This window comes from Bradyrhizobium sp. 134 (assembly GCF_023074155.1).
GTDB lineage: Bacteria > Pseudomonadota > Alphaproteobacteria > Rhizobiales > Xanthobacteraceae > Bradyrhizobium.
Genome location: NZ_JADPKX010000073.1, coordinates 446,103 through 462,958, shown reverse-complemented (window position 1 = coordinate 462,958; position 16,856 = coordinate 446,103). Strand labels below are relative to the sequence as shown.

At 64.3% G+C, this 16,856-nt stretch carries 21 protein-coding genes; 13 read left to right on the top strand and 8 right to left on the bottom strand.

The features are described from left to right. Nucleotides 1-107: 107 nt before the first annotated feature. Both IVA75_RS30175 and IVA75_RS30170 read right to left on the bottom strand, forming a co-directional pair. Nucleotides 108-656, bottom strand: coding sequence for a sigma-70 family RNA polymerase sigma factor (locus tag IVA75_RS30175; protein ID WP_007597240.1), 549 nt, complete (start codon nt 654-656; stop codon nt 108-110). After that, on the bottom strand, nt 656-886 hold the full coding sequence (locus tag IVA75_RS30170; RefSeq protein ID WP_027565572.1) for a NepR family anti-sigma factor: 231 nt from the start codon (nt 884-886) through the stop codon (nt 656-658). The genes IVA75_RS30175 and IVA75_RS30170 overlap by 1 nt, the downstream gene beginning before the upstream one ends. A 221-nt stretch (nt 887-1,107) precedes the next feature. Between IVA75_RS30170 and IVA75_RS30165 the strand changes: the two genes are divergently transcribed. From IVA75_RS30165 to IVA75_RS30140, 6 genes are all read left to right on the top strand, one after another. Next, nucleotides 1,108-1,914, top strand: a complete 807-nt coding sequence (locus IVA75_RS30165) for a response regulator (protein ID WP_027565571.1) — start codon at nt 1,108-1,110, stop codon at nt 1,912-1,914. A gap of 163 nt (nt 1,915-2,077) precedes the next feature. Further along, nucleotides 2,078-2,677: a nuclear transport factor 2 family protein gene (locus IVA75_RS30160; protein ID WP_247290121.1), complete on the top strand. Its 600-nt coding sequence runs from the start codon at nt 2,078-2,080 to the stop codon at nt 2,675-2,677. A gap of 262 nt (nt 2,678-2,939) precedes the next feature. Then, on the top strand, nt 2,940-3,353 hold the full coding sequence (locus tag IVA75_RS30155; protein WP_027514096.1) for a hypothetical protein: 414 nt from the start codon (nt 2,940-2,942) through the stop codon (nt 3,351-3,353). Between the two features lie 123 nt (nt 3,354-3,476). After that, the gene (gene htpG, locus IVA75_RS30150; RefSeq protein ID WP_247290119.1) at nt 3,477-5,354 is read left to right on the top strand and encodes a molecular chaperone HtpG; all 1,878 of its coding nucleotides are present in this window, start codon (nt 3,477-3,479) and stop codon (nt 5,352-5,354) included. A 128-nt stretch (nt 5,355-5,482) separates the two neighbouring features. Next, nucleotides 5,483-5,770, top strand: coding sequence for a DUF3551 domain-containing protein (locus IVA75_RS30145; protein ID WP_247290117.1), 288 nt, complete (start codon nt 5,483-5,485; stop codon nt 5,768-5,770). A 33-nt stretch (nt 5,771-5,803) separates the two neighbouring features. After that, on the top strand, nt 5,804-6,073 hold the full coding sequence (locus IVA75_RS30140; protein WP_247290115.1) for a DUF3551 domain-containing protein: 270 nt from the start codon (nt 5,804-5,806) through the stop codon (nt 6,071-6,073). 44 nt (nt 6,074-6,117) lie between these two features. On the opposite strand, the gene IVA75_RS30135 is transcribed toward IVA75_RS30140, so the two are convergent. Together IVA75_RS30135 and IVA75_RS30130 are read right to left on the bottom strand one after the other, a co-directional pair. Beyond that, nucleotides 6,118-6,585, bottom strand: a complete 468-nt coding sequence (locus IVA75_RS30135) for an SGNH/GDSL hydrolase family protein (RefSeq protein WP_247290112.1) — start codon at nt 6,583-6,585, stop codon at nt 6,118-6,120. Between the two features lie 9 nt (nt 6,586-6,594). Next, on the bottom strand, nt 6,595-6,825 hold the full coding sequence (locus IVA75_RS30130; RefSeq protein ID WP_247290110.1) for a hypothetical protein: 231 nt from the start codon (nt 6,823-6,825) through the stop codon (nt 6,595-6,597). 261 nt (nt 6,826-7,086) lie between these two features. Here IVA75_RS30130 and IVA75_RS30125 point away from each other — a divergent pair, with 261 nt between their 5' ends. From IVA75_RS30125 to IVA75_RS30105, 5 genes are all read left to right on the top strand, one after another. Next, nucleotides 7,087-8,901 (top strand): long-chain-acyl-CoA synthetase, encoded by a 1,815-nt coding sequence (locus IVA75_RS30125; RefSeq protein WP_247290108.1) that lies wholly within the window; start codon nt 7,087-7,089, stop codon nt 8,899-8,901. A 140-nt stretch (nt 8,902-9,041) separates the two neighbouring features. Continuing rightward, a complete protein-coding gene (locus IVA75_RS30120) occupies nt 9,042-9,287 on the top strand; it encodes an acyl carrier protein (protein WP_195800744.1) in 246 nt (81 codons plus the stop codon). Continuing rightward, nucleotides 9,274-10,656 (top strand): fatty acid--CoA ligase family protein, encoded by a 1,383-nt coding sequence (locus IVA75_RS30115; protein WP_247290106.1) that lies wholly within the window; start codon nt 9,274-9,276, stop codon nt 10,654-10,656. Before IVA75_RS30120 ends, IVA75_RS30115 begins: the two co-directional genes overlap by 14 nt. After that, complete coding sequence (locus IVA75_RS30110; protein WP_027565563.1) at nt 10,649-11,371, top strand: SDR family NAD(P)-dependent oxidoreductase; 723 nt, start codon at nt 10,649-10,651, stop codon at nt 11,369-11,371. The genes IVA75_RS30115 and IVA75_RS30110 overlap by 8 nt, the downstream gene beginning before the upstream one ends. Nucleotides 11,372-11,497: 126 nt before the next feature. Then, nucleotides 11,498-11,713 carry a hypothetical protein gene (locus IVA75_RS30105; protein ID WP_247290104.1) on the top strand — a complete coding sequence of 72 codons (216 nt, stop codon included), beginning with the start codon at nt 11,498-11,500 and terminating at the stop codon, nt 11,711-11,713. Between the two features lie 4 nt (nt 11,714-11,717). Here IVA75_RS30105 and IVA75_RS30100 read toward each other — a convergent pair whose 3' ends face one another. Further along, complete coding sequence (locus IVA75_RS30100; RefSeq protein WP_247290102.1) at nt 11,718-12,143, bottom strand: ribbon-helix-helix domain-containing protein; 426 nt, start codon at nt 12,141-12,143, stop codon at nt 11,718-11,720. Between the two features lie 177 nt (nt 12,144-12,320). Between IVA75_RS30100 and IVA75_RS30095 the strand changes: the two genes are divergently transcribed. Beyond that, nucleotides 12,321-13,460 (top strand): DUF3095 domain-containing protein, encoded by a 1,140-nt coding sequence (locus IVA75_RS30095; protein ID WP_247290100.1) that lies wholly within the window; start codon nt 12,321-12,323, stop codon nt 13,458-13,460. A 4-nt stretch (nt 13,461-13,464) separates the two neighbouring features. Here the strand turns inward: IVA75_RS30095 and IVA75_RS30090 are convergent, their stop codons facing one another. The 3 genes from IVA75_RS30090 to IVA75_RS30080 form a co-directional block, all read right to left on the bottom strand. After that, the gene (locus IVA75_RS30090) at nt 13,465-13,899 is read right to left on the bottom strand and encodes a DUF2147 domain-containing protein (protein WP_027565559.1); all 435 of its coding nucleotides are present in this window, start codon (nt 13,897-13,899) and stop codon (nt 13,465-13,467) included. A gap of 105 nt (nt 13,900-14,004) precedes the next feature. Continuing rightward, nucleotides 14,005-15,390, bottom strand: coding sequence for an MATE family efflux transporter (locus IVA75_RS30085; RefSeq protein WP_247359564.1), 1,386 nt, complete (start codon nt 15,388-15,390; stop codon nt 14,005-14,007). A gap of 82 nt (nt 15,391-15,472) precedes the next feature. Beyond that, nucleotides 15,473-16,000 (bottom strand): GNAT family N-acetyltransferase, encoded by a 528-nt coding sequence (locus IVA75_RS30080; RefSeq protein WP_247284736.1) that lies wholly within the window; start codon nt 15,998-16,000, stop codon nt 15,473-15,475. A 237-nt stretch (nt 16,001-16,237) separates the two neighbouring features. Here IVA75_RS30080 and IVA75_RS30075 point away from each other — a divergent pair, with 237 nt between their 5' ends. After that, a complete protein-coding gene (locus IVA75_RS30075; protein ID WP_007615200.1) occupies nt 16,238-16,834 on the top strand; it encodes a superoxide dismutase in 597 nt (198 codons plus the stop codon). The last annotated feature ends 22 nt before the right edge of the window (nt 16,835-16,856 follow it).

Below are 16,856 nucleotides of genomic sequence, written 5' to 3'. Positions count from 1 at the left end.
AGGCACGCATCAAGTTTCACGCTTCAGACATGATCACTTCAGACATGCGAAGGCGGCCGCGGAAGCGGCCGCCTTCATCTCGGTCACGGTCCGATTGACGCCGGCGGTCAGCCGCCGCTGCCGCCGATGACGGCGCGAATGGTCTCGTCGGGCCCGAAATCCTCGGCGCCGTCGACATAGAGCAGCGCCGCGAGCTTGGAGCGCGCACGGTTGACGCGGCTCTTGATCGTGCCGACTGCGCAGCCGCAGATCGAAGCCGCATCCTCGTAGGAGAAGCCGGAGGCGCCGACGAGGATCAGCGCTTCACGCTGGTCCTGCGGAAGCTTGTCGAGCGCCGTGCGGAATTCCTCGAACTCGAGATGGGCGTTCTGCGAGGGCTGCGTCTTCAGCGTCTTGGCATAGTTGCCTTCGGCATCCTCGACTTCCCGCCGCCGCTTGCGATAGTCGGAGCGGAACAGGTTGCGCAGGATCGTGAACAGCCACGCCGGCAGATTGGAGCCGGGCTGGAACGAGTCGATGTTGGCGAGCGCGCGCAACAGCGTCTCCTGGACCAGATCGTCGGCGCGATCGGCATTGCCGCTGAGCGAGATGGCGAACGCGCGCAGACTGGGCACGGCCGCCAGGATGTCGTTACGCAGGGAGTCCGTGAGAGGCATCAATCCCTCCCATTGTTGTCGTTAGAGCCGCCACCATTTTCCACTTGGGGTGCCGCTCCCGGCGCATCAAGTTTCTTGATCAGTTCCGCGAACCGGTCCGGAACCCCCTGCCGCACCACGTCGTCGTACATGGCGCGCAACTGGTGCCCGATCCGGGACTGTATCTCCGGAGTGAGCCCTCCCTTGCCGGGGGTCGTGCTTTTGCTGGCTTGAGACTTGAGATCTTTCATGACCTGTTCCACGTTTCCCCGAGTTAAGTAACTGTAAAATCGAGAAGTTCTCTCAACCGGGAGCCGTTCCCTGGATAGGCTCAATGCGAGCTGCGAGAAAAAGTTCCGCCCCCATGCGGAACTTTTCTCAGGCTGAGGCGTAATCAGCCCAGCAGGGGAACCCGGGCCCCCCGCCTAACGCCTGCACGTCAAGGTCGGCCCGATGATGATATGGAGTGGGGATGTCCCGTTCACAGCTTGTTGCTGAACACTTGCCGTTGTTGCGCCGGTACGCACGCGCCCTGACGGGCAGCCAGTCCTCCGGTGACGCCTATGTCGCAGCCATGTTGGAAGCCATGCTGGGAGATCCGTCGGTGCTCGACGAGAGCCACGGGCCGCGCGCCGGCCTGTTCCGGCTGTTCACCCAGATCTGGAATTCCGTTTCCGTCAACGACGATTCCGAGGTGACGAACCTGCCGATGCCGCCGGAGCGGCGGCTCTCGAACATCACGCCGTTGCCGCGGCAAGCCTTCCTGCTGCTCTCGCTCGAGGGATTTTCGGAGGAAGAGGTCGGCTACATTCTTGGCACCGACGTCGGCGAGACGCGCCGGCTCGCGGATGCCGCAGGCCGTGAGATGGCCGCCGAGATCGCCACCGACGTGCTGATCATCGAGGATGAGACCTTCATCGCCATGGACCTCGAAAGCCTGGTGAAGAATCTCGGCCACAATGTCGTCGGCGTCGCGCGTACCCACGCCGATGCGGTCGCCTTGGCAAAGAACAGGCGGCCCGGCTTGATCCTGGCCGACATCCAGCTCGCCGACGGCTCGTCGGGCCTCGACGCCGTCAACGAGCTGCTCCGCACCTTCGAGGTGCCGGTGGTGTTCATCACCGCGTATCCGGAACGCTTCCTTACCGGAGAGCGCCCCGAGCCGGCGTTCCTGATCTCAAAACCGTTCCAGCCGGCGATGGTGTCGGCGGTGGCGAGCCAGGCTCTGTTCTTCCAGCGCAACTCCCGCAACCGCGCGCCGAAGGTGCCGGCGGCGTAAGGAAGGCGCCAGCGCCCGGCATTTGACGAAATCTGATCCGGCGTGCCGCAAGGTGCGCCGGATTTTTATTGACCAGGTTGCCACGCTTGACGGCCATCGAATTCGCCGCTCATACCTCCTGCAGCGGCCGCGTTGCAGCCGCTGTACCATCGGAGACGTGTTCATGGACCAGCAACTCCTCGACCGCCTCGCCATCCGCGACCTCGTCGAGAACTGGGCGGTGTGGCGCGACGCCGGCGATTGGGAGCGCTTTGCCACGGTCTGGCACGAAGAAGGCTGGATGTCCGCCACTTGGTTTCAGGGGCCGGCGCGGGATTTCATGCGGGTCAGCCAGGAGGGGTTCGCCAAGGGCGTGCGCATCCTGCATTTCCTCGGCGGCTGTAGTATCGATCTCGAGGGGGCGCGCGCCGTCGCGCAGACCAAGATGACCATCTCGCAGCGCGCGCCGGTGCACGACGTGCCCTGCGACGTCGTCTGCACCGGGCGCTTCTACGATTTCCTGGAGAAGCGGCAGGGAAAATGGGGCATCGTCCGCCGCCAGCCGATCTACGAGAAGGACCGGATCGACCCGGTCGACCCCGCCGCGACACTTCAGCTCGACCAGAAAGCCCTTGCCGCGCTGCCCGAAGGCTACCGCCACCTCGCCTACATGCAGGAGCTGATCGGCTACAAGGTCAAGCGCGACATGCCGGGCCTGACGGGGCCTGAGGTCGAGAAGCTCTATGGAGAGGGGCGGGAGTGGCTTGCGGCGAAGGCGAACTGAACGCCAGACAAAAGTAAGGCGCGACTGGCATCACCACAGTCGCGCCCTACGTCGCCGGCTTATGGGGCAGGGGGGAATAGCCGGCTGTTGAGACGACTCCCGTCCGCGAAAGTCGTTCCAGGCGGTTGCGAAATTTTCCGTGGGAATTTTTCGCGAGGGCGCGCCTTTTTCGCACACGGTTAAGTGATCTTAACGACTGAGAACTCCCGGTCCTCTCCTCGCGTTGTTCCCGCGATCGCCATGGGGCGAGGGACCGACAGCCATGTCACAGATCCAAAAGGTATTTTTAGGCGCCGTCGCGCTCGCCGCGACGCTCGGCGCCGTTCAGGTGGGCGCCGTGCAGCTGGCCTCCGGCCATGATCTGGCCGACCGCTGGCAGGCGGTCGCTGACAAGCCGGGCCACAACGTGAATCGCTCCAGCAAAGCCGACCGGTTGGCCGATATCAAGCAGGCGGAGGTTCCAACCCGTACCGTGTCGATGCGGCTGAACGATCTCGCCGACACGTCGGTGCTGCTGCGGGTCCCCGCGGTGATCGAGACCGGTAACGCCAAGCCGCCGGTGTTGCTCCCGGACCAGAAGCAGAGCCGCAAAAAGCCGACCATCGCCTGCGAGCCGATGGTCAGCTCCCTGACCGAGGTCGCAAAGCTGCTCCAGCCCGGTCGCTGTGTGACCTGATCGGCATTTTGCCACGGACACGTCGGCCTCCGCCCCGGGGGGCGGTTGCTGACGTCACTTGATCCCCTGCCCCCTCGCGTTATATCCCGGGTTTCTTTCCCTTTCGATTGACCGGGTAAACGCATGACGACGTCAGACACGGCTGTGCATACGCAGCCCTTCCAGGCCGAGGTTTCCGAGCTTCTGCACCTGATGGTGCACTCCGTCTATTCCGAGACGGATATCTTCCTGCGCGAGCTCGTCTCCAACGCATCGGACGCCTGCGACAAGCTGCGCTATGAGGCGATCGCGAGTCCGGCGCTGCTGGGCGAGGGCGACGCGCCCAAGATCCGGATCATTCCGAACAAGACGGCCGGAACGCTTGCGATCGCTGACAATGGCATCGGCATGGAGCGGCAGGAGCTGATCGACCACCTCGGCACAATCGCCCGCTCGGGCACCAAGGCCTTCGTGTCGAAGCTCAAGGAGGCCAAGGATGGTCTCGGCCTGATTGGCCAGTTCGGCGTCGGCTTCTATTCCGCCTTCATGGTCGCCGACAAGATCGTCGTGGTCAGCCGCCGCGCCGGCGAGAGCGACGTCTGGACCTGGACGTCCACAGGCGGGTCGGGCTTCGAGATCGCGCGTGCCAGCGAGGAGGATGCGGCCCGCGTGCAGCGCGGCACCGAGATCGTCCTGCACCTCAAGGACGATGCAAAGAAATATCTCGAAGCTTACGAGATCGAACGTATCGTCGGCGCTTATTCCGACAACATCCTCTTCCCCATCGAGCTCGTGCCTGAAGAGGGCGAATCGCGTCAGATCAATTCTGCAAGCGCGCTGTGGCAGCGCTCGAAATCCGAGCTCACGCCGGAAGACTACAAGAAGGCCTATCAGCAGATCGCCTCCGCCTTCGACGATCCCGCGATGACGCTGCATTATCGCGCGGAGGGGCGTTACTCCTACGCCGTGCTGCTGTTCGCGCCCTCGACCAAGCCGTTCGATCTGTTCGAGCCGAACCGCAAGGGGCGCGTCAAGCTCTATGTCCGCCGCGTCTTCATCACCGACGATGCCGATCTTCTGCCGGGCTACCTCCGCTTCATCCGCGGCGTCGTCGACAGCGAGGATCTCCCGCTCAACATCTCCCGCGAGATGCTTCAGAACAATCCGCAGCTCGCACAGATCCGCAAGGCTGTGGCGACCCGCGTATTGTCCGAGCTCGAAAGCCTTGCGGAGAAGGACCCGGAGAACTTTGCCAAGATCTGGGAGGCCTTCGGCGCGGTGCTGAAGGAAGGCATCTACGAAGATTTCGAACGCCGCGAAAAGCTGCTCGCGCTGGCGCGTTTCACCACGACCTCGGGCGAGAAGCGTTCGCTGAAGGACGTCATCGCCGATTTCAAGCCGAACCAGACCGAGATCTATTATCTGGTCGGCGACAGCATCGATCGGCTGAAGTCGAACCCCCGGCTCGAGGCGGCGACTGCGCGCGGCATCGAAGTGCTGCTGCTGTCCGATCCCGTCGACGCCTTCTGGACGTCGATGCCATCGGAATTCGACGGCAAGCCGCTGAAGTCGCTGAGCCAGGGCGATCTCAACCTCGACCTGATCCCACGCGTCGACGAGGCGGACGAGACGAAAAAGGACGAGCCGGCCGCCGACGAGGCCGCCACCATTGCGGTGATCAAGGCCGCGCTCGGCGAGCGCGTCAGCGACGTCAAGGCCTCGACGCGCCTTACCAGCTCCGCTTCCTGCCTCGTTGCCGACAGCCAGGGCCCGAGCCGCGAGCTCGAGCGCATCCTGTCCCAGCAGAACCGTGGCGTGCGCACCAAGCCGATCCTCGAGATCAATCTGCGCCATCCGCTGGTCACGGCGATCACGAAGGCTCAGGCCGGCTCCTCTGCGGTCGACGACCTCAGCCTGCTCCTGCTCGAACAGGCGCAGATCCTGGACGGCGAGCTGCCGGAGGACCCTGCGGCGTTTGCGGCAAGGCTGAACCGGCTGGTGCTGCAGGGGCTCGGCGGGTAGCGGGCGCAGTGCACCGCACTCACCTTGCCGTCATCCGCACGCAGGAACGGTCGCCTCTGTCGTGGTGTTGTGCCATATGAGGCGGCCGGCATCCCGGCCGCCGACATGAACGATTCGAGGACTTTTCCATGCGTTTGCCGATCCTGACCCTCACTGCGATTGCCACGCTGTTCGTTGCGGCAGATGCCAGCGCCCAGACCTACGATCCGCGTTATCCGGTGTGCATGCACGTCTATACGCCCGGCGGCTTCGGCGGGGGCGGCGGCGATTATTTCGATTGCTCCTTCACCTCGCTGCCGCAGTGCCGCGCCACGGCCTCGGGCCGCTCTGCAAGCTGCGACGTCAATCCCTACTATGCGTTCGACCAACCCCCGCCCCCGCCCCCGCCGCGCCGGCGCCACAAGAACGTGCACTAGCGATCCGCAATGCGGCTTTCAGGGGAAATTCTTATGCATCGCTTATTCGGCCTGATCATGACCGTCGGTGCCCTGCTCACGGCCGCGCCGTCGCATGCGCAGACCTTCGATCCGCGCTATCCCGTCTGCATGCACGTCTATTCCGGTGCGAACGGCGGTGGCGGGGAGTGGTACGATTGCTCCTTCACCTCAGTGCCGCAGTGCCAAGCTACCGCTTCAGGCCGCTCCGCCAGCTGCGATCTCAATCCGTATTATCCGTTCAACGCACCGCCGCAGCGCTCGCGCCATCAGCGGGGCGGCTAGCGCTCACCGCCCGTTCGGCCATCAATCCGACGGAGCATGCAGGACTAGCTGCCGTGAGGCGCCTTGTTGGCCGCGGTGACGATCGCGTCGGTCAACTGCCAGGTCATCTTGTCCGTGGTCCAGTCGCTTGCGTGCAGCCTGCTATCGTCGTCCGGGTCGACCATGCGGTCGAACGAAATTCCTGCAACATCGTGCCAGCTCTTCATCAGTGCGAAGCGACGAAAGACGTTGATCCCCTTCGCATGCGCGATCTCGCTGATCGCCGCGACCATTGCGTTCGCCTTGTCGGCCTTGGCCGGTGTCAGCAGCGCCGGCACGTATTGCAGGTCCATCAGGATCACGTCGATCCGCTTGGCGCCGAGCAGCCGGTCAATGCCCTCACGGATGGCGTGCGTGGTGTCCTTGAACGAGGGCGGATCGGTGGATTGCCACACTGAATTGGTTCCGACCTGCCAGATGACGAGATCGGGGTTGAGATCGAAGACGTCATGGTCGAACCGCTTCAGCTCCAAAGGGGCCTCTTAGCCGCCAACGCCCCGGTTGACCACTTCTATCATGGCATTTGGAAATCGTATCCGAAGGTCGGCCAGCAGCCGCTGCGGATAGGGAGCGATGCCTCCTTCGCCCGCCGTGCTCGACGAGCCGATCGCGACCACCTTGACCTGCCTGTCCTTCAGGCGACTGGCAAAATGGGTCAGCGGCTGCTCGAACGGCGCGACCTGGACAGGAAACTCAGACGAGTCGAGAGCCACAGGTCGTCTCCCTTTCGCAATCCGGACAATGCAGGGTCAAAAAGCCTAACCCGTTTGCCCGGAGCCGCATAGCCTCCCGCGCAGCGCGCCCCGGCTCTGCTGTCGCAAGAATTGCCAGGCCGCGCGCACGTCGATCGCATCCGGTTTGGTAAAGGATGACTAGAGTTAATCGCGCACTAACCCGGTTTTACCCTGTCTCTTAACACCTGGGCAGGGCGTGCGAGCTAAGCTGCCGGGCACCAGCAGACACGTTCCGAAAGAATGAACGGCATGACAACCGGCGTCATCGAGCAACCGAAAGCCGCGCGCGCACCTTCGGCTTCGAAAATCTGGCTGAAGGCGATCGAGCTCACCGCACGGATCGAGACGTTGCCGGGCAGGCTGTTCGCCGACGTCGTCGATGATTGGGCGCAGCGCCAGCCCGATCGCATTGCGCTGGCCACCGATGACGCGAGCCTCGACTATGAGGGGCTTTCGAAACGCATCAATCGCTATGCGCGGTGGGCACGCTCGGCCGGTGTGGCCAAGGGCGACACTGTCGCGCTGATCATGCCGAACGGCATCGACTATGTCGCGGCCTGGCTCGGCATCAGCCGGGTCGGCGGCGTGGTCGCGCTGATCAATACCAAGCTCGTCGGCCGGTCGCTCGCGCATTGCATCGGTGTCGCAAGGCCCGCCCAGATCATCGTCGCGCACGAGCTCAAGGACGCGCTGGACGGCGCGTCGACGCACCTGAAGACACAAGCAAAGGTCTGGACCCATGGCGATGCCCGCAGCGAGGGTGCGATCGATGTCGCGCTTGCCGCCCTCGATGACGGACCGCTTTCGCCGGACGAACATGGCGACGTCACTATCGACGACCGGGCCCTGCTGATCTACACCTCCGGCACGACTGGCCTGCCGAAAGCCGCCAGCATCAGCCACCGTCGCATCCTCAACTGGGGCTTTTGGTTCGCCGGCCTCACCGGCGCGACGCAGCAGGATCGGCTCTACGATTGCCTGCCGCTGTTCCACTCGGTCGGCGGCATCGTCGCGCCATGCAGCATGCTCGCTGCCGGCGGCTCGGTCGTGATCGCGGAAAAATTCTCAGCCTCGAATTTCTGGCCGGACGTCGTGCGCCACGACTGCACGTTGTTTCAGTATATCGGCGAGCTCTGCCGCTACCTGCTCAAGGCGCCGCCGTCGGAATACGAGAACCGGCATCGCCTGCGGCTTGTCTGCGGCAACGGCCTGCGCGGTGACATCTGGGATGATTTTCAGGCGCGTTTCGCCATTCCGCGCATCCTCGAATTCTACGCGGCGACGGAGGGCAATTTCTCGCTGTTCAATGTCGAGGGCCAGCCCGGCGCAATCGGCCGCGTTCCGCCGCTGCTCGCGCATCGTTTTCCTGCCGGCCTCGTCAAGCTCGACCCCGATAACGGCGCGCCGCTGCGCAATGCAGAGGGGTTTTGTATTCCCTGCGCGCGCGGCGAGGCCGGCGAAGCCATAGGCCGCATCGGCACGGCGGATGAGGGCGGCGGTCGCTTCGAGGGCTACACCGAGGCGAGCGAAACCGAGAAGAAGATCCTGCGCGATGTCTTTGCCAAGGGCGACTCCTGGTTCCGCACCGGCGATCTGATGCGGCTCGACGAGAAAGGCTTCTTCCACTTCGTCGATCGCATCGGCGACACCTTTCGCTGGAAGGGCGAGAACGTCGCGACCTCGGAGGTCAACGACGCCGTACGCGATTTCACCGGCGTGATCGATGCCACCACCTACGGGGTCAACATCCCCGGCACCGATGGCCGCGCCGGCATGAGCGCGGTCGTGGTGAACGAGGGCTTTGACGTCGAGGCGCTGCCCGCCCATCTCGCTCAGCGCCTGCCGGCCTATGCTCACCCCGTCTTCATACGCATCTCGCGCGAGCTCGATGCGACCGAGACGTTCAAGCAGAAAAAGGGCGAGCTCGCGCGCGAGGGATTTGATCCGGGCGCGGTCTCCGATCCGCTGTTCATGCTGGACCCGAAGACCTGCGCCTATGTTGCGCTCGATTCGGAGCTCTATACACAAATCAACGAGGGGGCGATCCGGCTTTAGCCGCCCGAAAATTCGGAGATAGGTCCAATTTTATCCGAATTGTCCAAGAAGCCATTTACTTCTGTCGGGTAAACAAACGGCCAAGGGAGGCGGTCATCAAGAGCCGCCGCAACACGAACGACAACAGAAGCGAGCCAGCCATGTCGGTACGGTCTAAGGTCATTGAAGCGATCCAGCAGATCGCCAAGGAGCAGCACGTCGCGCTTCCCGCGCTCTCGGACGATCTGTCGCTGCACGAGACGGGCTTCGACTCGCTCGCCTTCGCCATCCTTGTGGCGCGCCTCGAGGACGAGACCGGCGTCGATCCCTTCACCATTTCCGAGGACGTAGCGTTTCCCGCCACCGTGGGCGATTTCGTGCGGGCCTACGAAAATGTCCCCGCGTGAGATCTTCGCACTTCGCGACCATCTCGGCGCGGAGCTGACGAGCCGCACGCTGTCGGATGCGCACGATGTCGTGTCGCTGACCGATATCCTGTCGGAGACGGTCCTGAGTGGCCGCTTGGGCGAGCTGTCGGGGCGCGCGGTGCTGCTGAAAGTATCCGACCAGCTCCGATCGGGCCTTGCCATGATCGAGCTCGACGGTATTGCCCGCCGCATGCTGCTGTGCCCGCCCGATCTCAACCCCGCGCATCTCGATGCGCTGATGGCGGATGCCGGGATCGATGCCGTCGTCACCGACGAGCCCGATTGCTTGGCCGAGACCGGCGTGCGGCTCGTCGTCACCGCACAACTGCCGCCTCAGGCTACCACGCCGGCCAGGACCGAACGCGCCACGGAATGGCTGATGCTCACTTCGGGCACGTCGGGCGTGCCGAAAATCGTCGGCCATACGCTGGAAGCACTCACCGGCGCCATCGTCGCCGAAGGCCCGGCGCGCGGACCCGCGCCGGTATGGGCGACGTTCTACGACATCCGCCGCTATGGCGGCCTGCAGATATTCCTCCGCGCCGTCCTCTCCGGCGGCTCGATGGTGCTGTCCGATCCCCATGAGGCGCTCGGCGATCACGTCACGCGGTTGAACGCGCGCGGCGTCTCCCACATCTCCGGCACGCCCTCGCACTGGCGCAAGCTGTTGATGAGCGGCTCGGCCGCGCAGTTCGCGCCGCGCTATGTCCGCCTCTCCGGCGAGATCGCCGACCAGGCGGTGCTGGACGGCCTGAAAGCGGCGTTCCCGAATTCCTCCGTCGGCCATGCCTATGCATCGACCGAGGCGGGCGTCGGCTTTGCCGTCAATGACGGGCTGGAAGGCTTTCCGGCGGACTATCTCGGCAACCGCAACGGCGTCGAAATGAAGGTCATCGACGGCTCGCTACGCATCCGCTCGACGCGCACGGCGCACGCCTACATCGGCCGCGACGCGGCTGCGCTCACCGATGTAGACGGATTTGTCGACAGCGGCGATATCGTCGAATTGCGTGGCGACCGCTACTATTTCGTCGGCCGCCGCGGCGGCATCATCAATATCGGTGGGCTGAAGGTTCACCCCGAAGAGATCGAGGCGGTGATCAACCGTCATCCCGACGTGCGGATGTCGCGGGCGAAGTCACGCAAGAGCCCGATCACCGGCGGTATCGTCGTTGCCGACGTGATCCTCGCCGACGGCACCGATCCGGCGCGCGCGAAAGAGATCCGCGCCCAGATCCTGGATCAGTGCCGCGCGCAGCTCGCGTCCCATAAGGTGCCGGCGGTGATCCGCTTCGTCGAGGCGCTCGACGTCACCCCGGCCGGCAAACTGGCGCGCACCGATGCATAATGTTCTCGTCACGGGTGGTAGCCGCGGTATCGGCCTTGCGATCGGCAAGCGGCTTGTCGATGCCGGCTACAACGTGATCGCGGCCGCGCGGCGCGAGAGCGACGAGCTCACGGCGGCGATCGCCGGGTCGGAAGGGCGCCTGCATTTCCGCGCCTGTGACCTCGCCGTGATCGACGCGATCCCGGCCTATGCCAAACTCGTGCGCGATGAATTCGGCCCGATCTACGGCCTCGTCAACAATGCCGGCCTCGGCACCGAAGGCCTGCTCGCGACCATGCACAATTCCGAGATCGAGGCGCTGGTGCAGCTCAACGTGCTGTCGCCGATCATTCTCACCAAATATGTCGCGCGCCAGATGATGGCCGACGGTGCCGGCCGCATCATCAACATCTCGTCGATCATCGCGACCACCGGCTATAACGGCCTCTCGGTTTACGGTGCGACCAAGGCCGCCGCCACCGGCTTCACCCGTTCGCTCGCGCGCGAGGTCGGCAAGCTCGGCATCACCGTGAACGCGATCGCGCCCGGTTTCATCGACACCGAGCTGACGCACAATCTCTCCGACGATAGCCGCAAGCGCATCGCCGGCCGCAGCGCGCTGCGGCGCCTGCCGGAGACCGACGACGTCGCGCGCATGGTGGAATATCTGCTGGGCGAGGGCGGTCGCAATGTGACGGGTAGCGTGTTCACGGTCGACGCGGGCAACACGGCGTAGGCGGAACTCCATCGCCACAATTGCATTGATCCGGCGCAATGACATCATCCGGATTTGGTCGTAAGATGCCGCGCAAATCGATTGGGTTACGTCAATCGATCTGCCCTAATCGATAGGGAGCAGTCCATGACCGCTTCGAACCCGGGCAAGGCGTCGGCAAAGCTATCTTCCGCACAGCAAAGCGACGTTCACGGCCAGCCCGTTCACTGCGAGCCGATGTCTCATCAGAATTCCGGTGATCACGGTTACGAAATGTATCCGCAGAAATTCGTGCGCCTTGTCGGCTGCCATGACGTTCCCGCCTCTGTGCTGCGCAAGCGTCAGGACGAGAAGCTGCACTAGACATTCAGGTCCCGTGCTTCGGCAGGTCAATCCGTTCGTGTGAGAACTCCGGCGGGCCATCGGTCAGACGGCGGATCCGGCGCTCGCGTTCGTCCTCAGAGAGGGCAGGATCGAGCAACCCCTCGAGTTCATGCACTGCGAGCTCTTCGATCCTGGTGGCATCCGAGGCGAGCGGGTGCCCTGGCCGGAGTGCCGGGGGCGCGACCTTCAGGCCCAGTTCGACCAGCGTGCGGATAGCATCCGAGCGCGACAGGTGATGGGCTTCGGCCCAATTATCGACGGCCGCGGTCAGGCTTTCCGGCATCTTCACCGCGCTGATGGGATCACGCCCGGTGCGCCGGCGTACCGGAGCGATGGAGTCCTTCTCGTTGAAGTCGGACACGTCGATGTTCCCGCGCAACCATGTCAGATCATCGAGACTAGACGCCATTTGCGGCCCGCTGTTTGATGCCGATCAATGACCTTCTGTGGCATTGCAGCGCGCCCTCATCTTGTTGTCCGGGTCCATTTCGGCCAATGGTTGCAAGGGCGCGCCCCCCGGCGAACCCGGATCGATCCTGCTACGTATGTCTTTTGGACGCGCGTCCCAACCATCCGGCATCATCCGATGACATCAGCCTTTTATAGCGGCATTCCAGTCTTTCGCGGCTTCACCAGCCTGATGGACCCCGCTTTGTATTCGCCGCTGCCCGACGACTGGAGCGTCGGCGTTGCCGACATCGTGGATTCGACCAAGGCCATCGCGGCGCAGCGTTACAAGGCGGTGAACATGGCCGGTGCCGCCGTGATCGCGGCGGTGACGAACGCATTGGAGGGACGCGAATTTCCCTTCGTGTTCGGCGGCGACGGCGCGAGTTTTGCGGTCGCGCCCGGCGATCTCGAGCCGGCCCGCGAGGCTTTGGCTGCGACCGCGACCTGGGTGCGGGAAGATCTCGATTTGGGGATGCGCGTCGCGCTGGTGCCGGTGAGCGCCATCCGCGCGCAAGGCCTCGACGTGCGCGTCGCGCGCTTTGGTCCCTCGGCCAATTTGTCCTATGCGATGTTCTCGGGCGGCGGGCTCGCCTGGGCCGACGCCGCGATGAAGCGCGGCGAGTTTGCGATCACCGAAGCGCCCGCGGGCGCGCAGCCCGATCTCTCCGGCCTGTCCTGCCGCTTCGAGGTCATTCCGGCGGCGCGCGGCCTGATCCTGTCCGTGCTGGTGATGCCGACCCAGGGCGCCGATCCCTCGGCATTCCGCAAGGTGATCGAGGACATCATCCATCTCGTCGAGCGCAGTCCGGATGCCGGTCGGCCCGTGCCGCCGCAAGGTCCGCCGCTGATATGGCCGCCGCAGGGGCTGGACTATGAGGCGCGCACCAAGCGCGGAGGTCCGCTGCTCGCACGCCGCGCCAGCGTGCTGGCCTATACGCTTTTCGTCTATCTGATCATGCGCTTCGATCTCGAGGTCGGCGGCTTCGTGCCGAAACTTTATAAGCGGCAGGTCGTGGAGAACTCCGACTTCCGAAAATATGACGACGGCCTGCGCATGATCCTCGACTGTACGCCGGAGCTCGAACGCTCCCTCAGCGATCGCCTCGCGACTGCCGCGCGCGACGGCATCGTGCGTTACGGCCTCCACCAGCAGGACGCCGCGATGATGACCTGCTTCACCCCGTCGGCACTGCGCAGCGACCACGTCCATTTCATCGACGGTGCGCGGGGCGGCTACGCTTCGGCGGCGACGGCGCTGAAGGCGATGATGGCGTGAAGCGCTAGCGCCCCGCCCGGGTCCACGTTTCGCCGCCGCAGAGCGCGCCAACGCACCCCTCAACCCGCAGCGAATCCGCTGATGTCACGGTAACGCTGCTCGCATAGGTGCTGCCGTCGTCGGCATTGTAGATCTGACCCGACCATTTGCTCGGCCCTGACGGCTGCATGCCGCTGAACAATGGCAAGCCGATCATCGGGCGCCTGGCGAGGGCGGGATTGGGATTCTTGCTGTCGGTGGCGGGCTGGCCGGTCGCGGTGTCGTGGGGTTCACGCAGCCAGACGACATTGCCGCAGATGCCGCCGCCGCATTTGCTGATCTTGACGCGGGCGTCGCCGGCCTGGGTCAGCCAGGTCCCGTCGGCGCTCTGCGCATGGGCGGCAGTCGCGCCAAGGAGCGCAGCCAGAAGGACGATGAGAGCAGCGAATCTGGAAGTCATGGAGAGCCCCAAAGTGGAGCGCCTCCATAGCAGCCTAGCAGGATAGTGCAACGCTGGATGGAATCACATTCCCGCGTTTATTTGCCTGCGTGCATTGACCTGTGCTCATTTGCCCCAGCGCACCAAGGCGACCGAGGCCGCGGTCGATAGCCCGAACACCGCCATGGCGCCGCCAACCAGCGCGAACAGGGTCCAGGCCGGAGCCTGCGCCATCATGAGGCCGCCGCCACCGATCGCGACGATCAGAAGCCGCGCGGTGGAGGCGAGCACGGGACCGCCGACGCGCGCCGCGCCTTGCGAGGAGAAATAAAGCGACACGCCCATGCCGAAGAACACGAAGGTCGGGCCGGCCCAATGGAAATAGCTGTGCGCGGCGGCGGCAACGCCGGGATCCCTGGTGAAGAGCGAAACCCACAGTGACGGATCGAGCGCGATGACGACACCGATCAGGCCGACCGTGATTCCCGAGGCCGCGGCCGCGGTCCAGGCCACGCGCCGCGCGCGCTTCACCTGTCCGGCGCCCATCGCCATGCCGACCATCGGCACCGAGGCGATGCCGAAGGCGAAGGTGATCGGAATCAGCAAGAATTCCAGCCGCGAGCCGATGCCATAACCGGCCAGCATCTCGGTGCCGAAGGTCGCCAGGATCTTGGTGAAGATCAAAATGGTGAGTACCGTCTGGAGCGGCGACAGGCAGGCCACCGCGCCGACCTTGAGGATGTCGAAGAACAACGCGCGATCGAAATGGAAGGCGCGGAAATCCAGCGGCAGCCGGCTGCGGCCGGACCAGAGATACCAGAGGAAGAAGATCGCGGCACAGGTGAACGCGATCAACTGACCGGCGGCGACACCGGGCATGCCGAATTGCGGCACACCGAACAGGCCGAGCCCCAGCGTGCCGCCGAGCGCGATCTGGAGCACGCTCGTCCCGATCAGCGCCATCGAGGGCAGGCGCATGTCGCCAGTGCCGCGGATCACCGAGGCCAGCGTGTTGACGAGCCAGATCGCGACCGCGCCGGAGAACAGCATTTGCGAATAGCCGCTGGCTTCCTCGAGCACGCGCTCGCGCCCGCCCAGCAGCGTGAAGAACGAGCGGCCGAAGACGAGCATCGTCACCGTGAAGAAAAGCCCGCCGCAGAGGCCGATGATGGCGGCATGCAGCGCCAGCGTCGCCGCACGGGTCCGATCGCCTGCGCCGAGCGCGCGGCTGATCGCAGACGAGACGCCGCCGCCCATCGCGCCCGCGCTCATCATCTGCGTCAGCATGGCGAACGGAAACACCAGCGCGATCGCTGCGAGCGGGATGGTGCCGAGCCGGCCGATATAGGAGGTCTCGGCGATCGCAACCAACGTGCTGCCGACCATCGCGATCATGTTGGGGATCGCAAGCCGCAGCAGCGTCGGCAGGATCGGTGCCGTCAAAAGACTGGCGATGGGGGAGGCGGCCGGGGCAGGCGGCGGCACGGCGTCCAGGGAGGCGTCGATCGTCATGTGTCACCGCGCGGAATATTAGATGATGATCGACATATTATATGGCGCGCACCCCCGGCACCAGCCGCGCCTCACGCAGGGCTCACCAGGGCAGGCCGCAGAGGTCGATAGTGCCGAGTGTCGGCGCGCTGACGATGTTGCAGACATAGGGCGCCATGTGAGTGAAGCGGATCCGCCCCTCCGGCTGCTCGCAATAGACCTCGCCCTTGAAGGGGAGCCAGCTGCGGGCCTCGTAGAAGCCGACATTGTGCGGCTCGCAGAACAGCAGCGCGAAGCGGACCGCCTCGTTGGCGCGCATGGTGTGCAGCGCGGCGTCGATCGCCATGGTCGCATAGCCGCGGCCGCGCCGGTCCTCCCGCGTGCAGACGCCGCCGATGCCGCCGATGTGAACCTTCTGCCCATTCCAGGTGACGGTGCGGAAGTAGATGCCGACGTGGCAGACGAGACCATCCTCGGGCGTCTCGATGAGCACGCGCAGGTCGGCATTGGCCCATTTGACGTGAGCCCAGGGCTGCTTCCCGACGATATCAGGTCCGAAGACCGCCCGATGCAGCGGCTCCGCCATCCGCCACGAGGCGTCGCCGTTCAAAATGTCGATCTCGATGCTCATCGCTCTCTCTTTCGCATCTCCGCGCCGTCGGTGCGTTTCGTTCTGCCATAACCACCTCAAAGGCAATGATATTTTACGGCCTGGTTGAAATGCCGACATCCTTGCGACGATTTTATGCAATCCGGCCAAGCCGCCGCACTGCGCCTTTTGGAAAAATCGCGGTATTTAACGGCCACGGAACCTTCTATAAGGGGTGACCGTTAAGTCTCGTTCCCCCATCAGTCGCGGACAACACCCATGACCTTTACGCTGCCCCCCCTCCCCTACGCCTATGACGCCCTCGGACAATTCATGTCGAAGGAAACGCTCGAATTCCACCACGACAAGCATCATCAGGCCTATGTCACCAATGGCAACAACGCGCTCAAGGGCACCGAATGGGAAGGCAAGTCCCTTGAGGAGATCGTCAAGGGCTCGTTCGGCAAGAACCCCGCGGTGTTCAACAATGCCGGCCAGCACTACAACCACATCCATTTCTGGAGTTGGATGAAGCCGAATGGCGGCGGCACCAAGCTGCCGGGCAAGATCGAGAAGAAGATCAACGAGGACCTCGGCGGCTTCGAAAAGTTCAAGACCGACTTCCAGGCGGCCGGCGTCGGCCAGTTCGGCTCCGGCTGGTGCTGGCTCCAGGTCAAGAACGGCAAGCTCGAGATTGCCAAGACCCCGAACGGCGAGAATCCGCTGGTGCACGGCGCCACCCCGATCCTCGGCTGCGACGTCTGGGAGCACTCCTACTACATCGACTATCGCAACCGCCGTCCCGATTATCTGAAGGCGTTTGTCGAGAACCTCGTGAACTGGGAATACGTCGAGTCCCTGTTCGACAAGGCCTGAGCTCGACAAGGCCTGAGCTCGA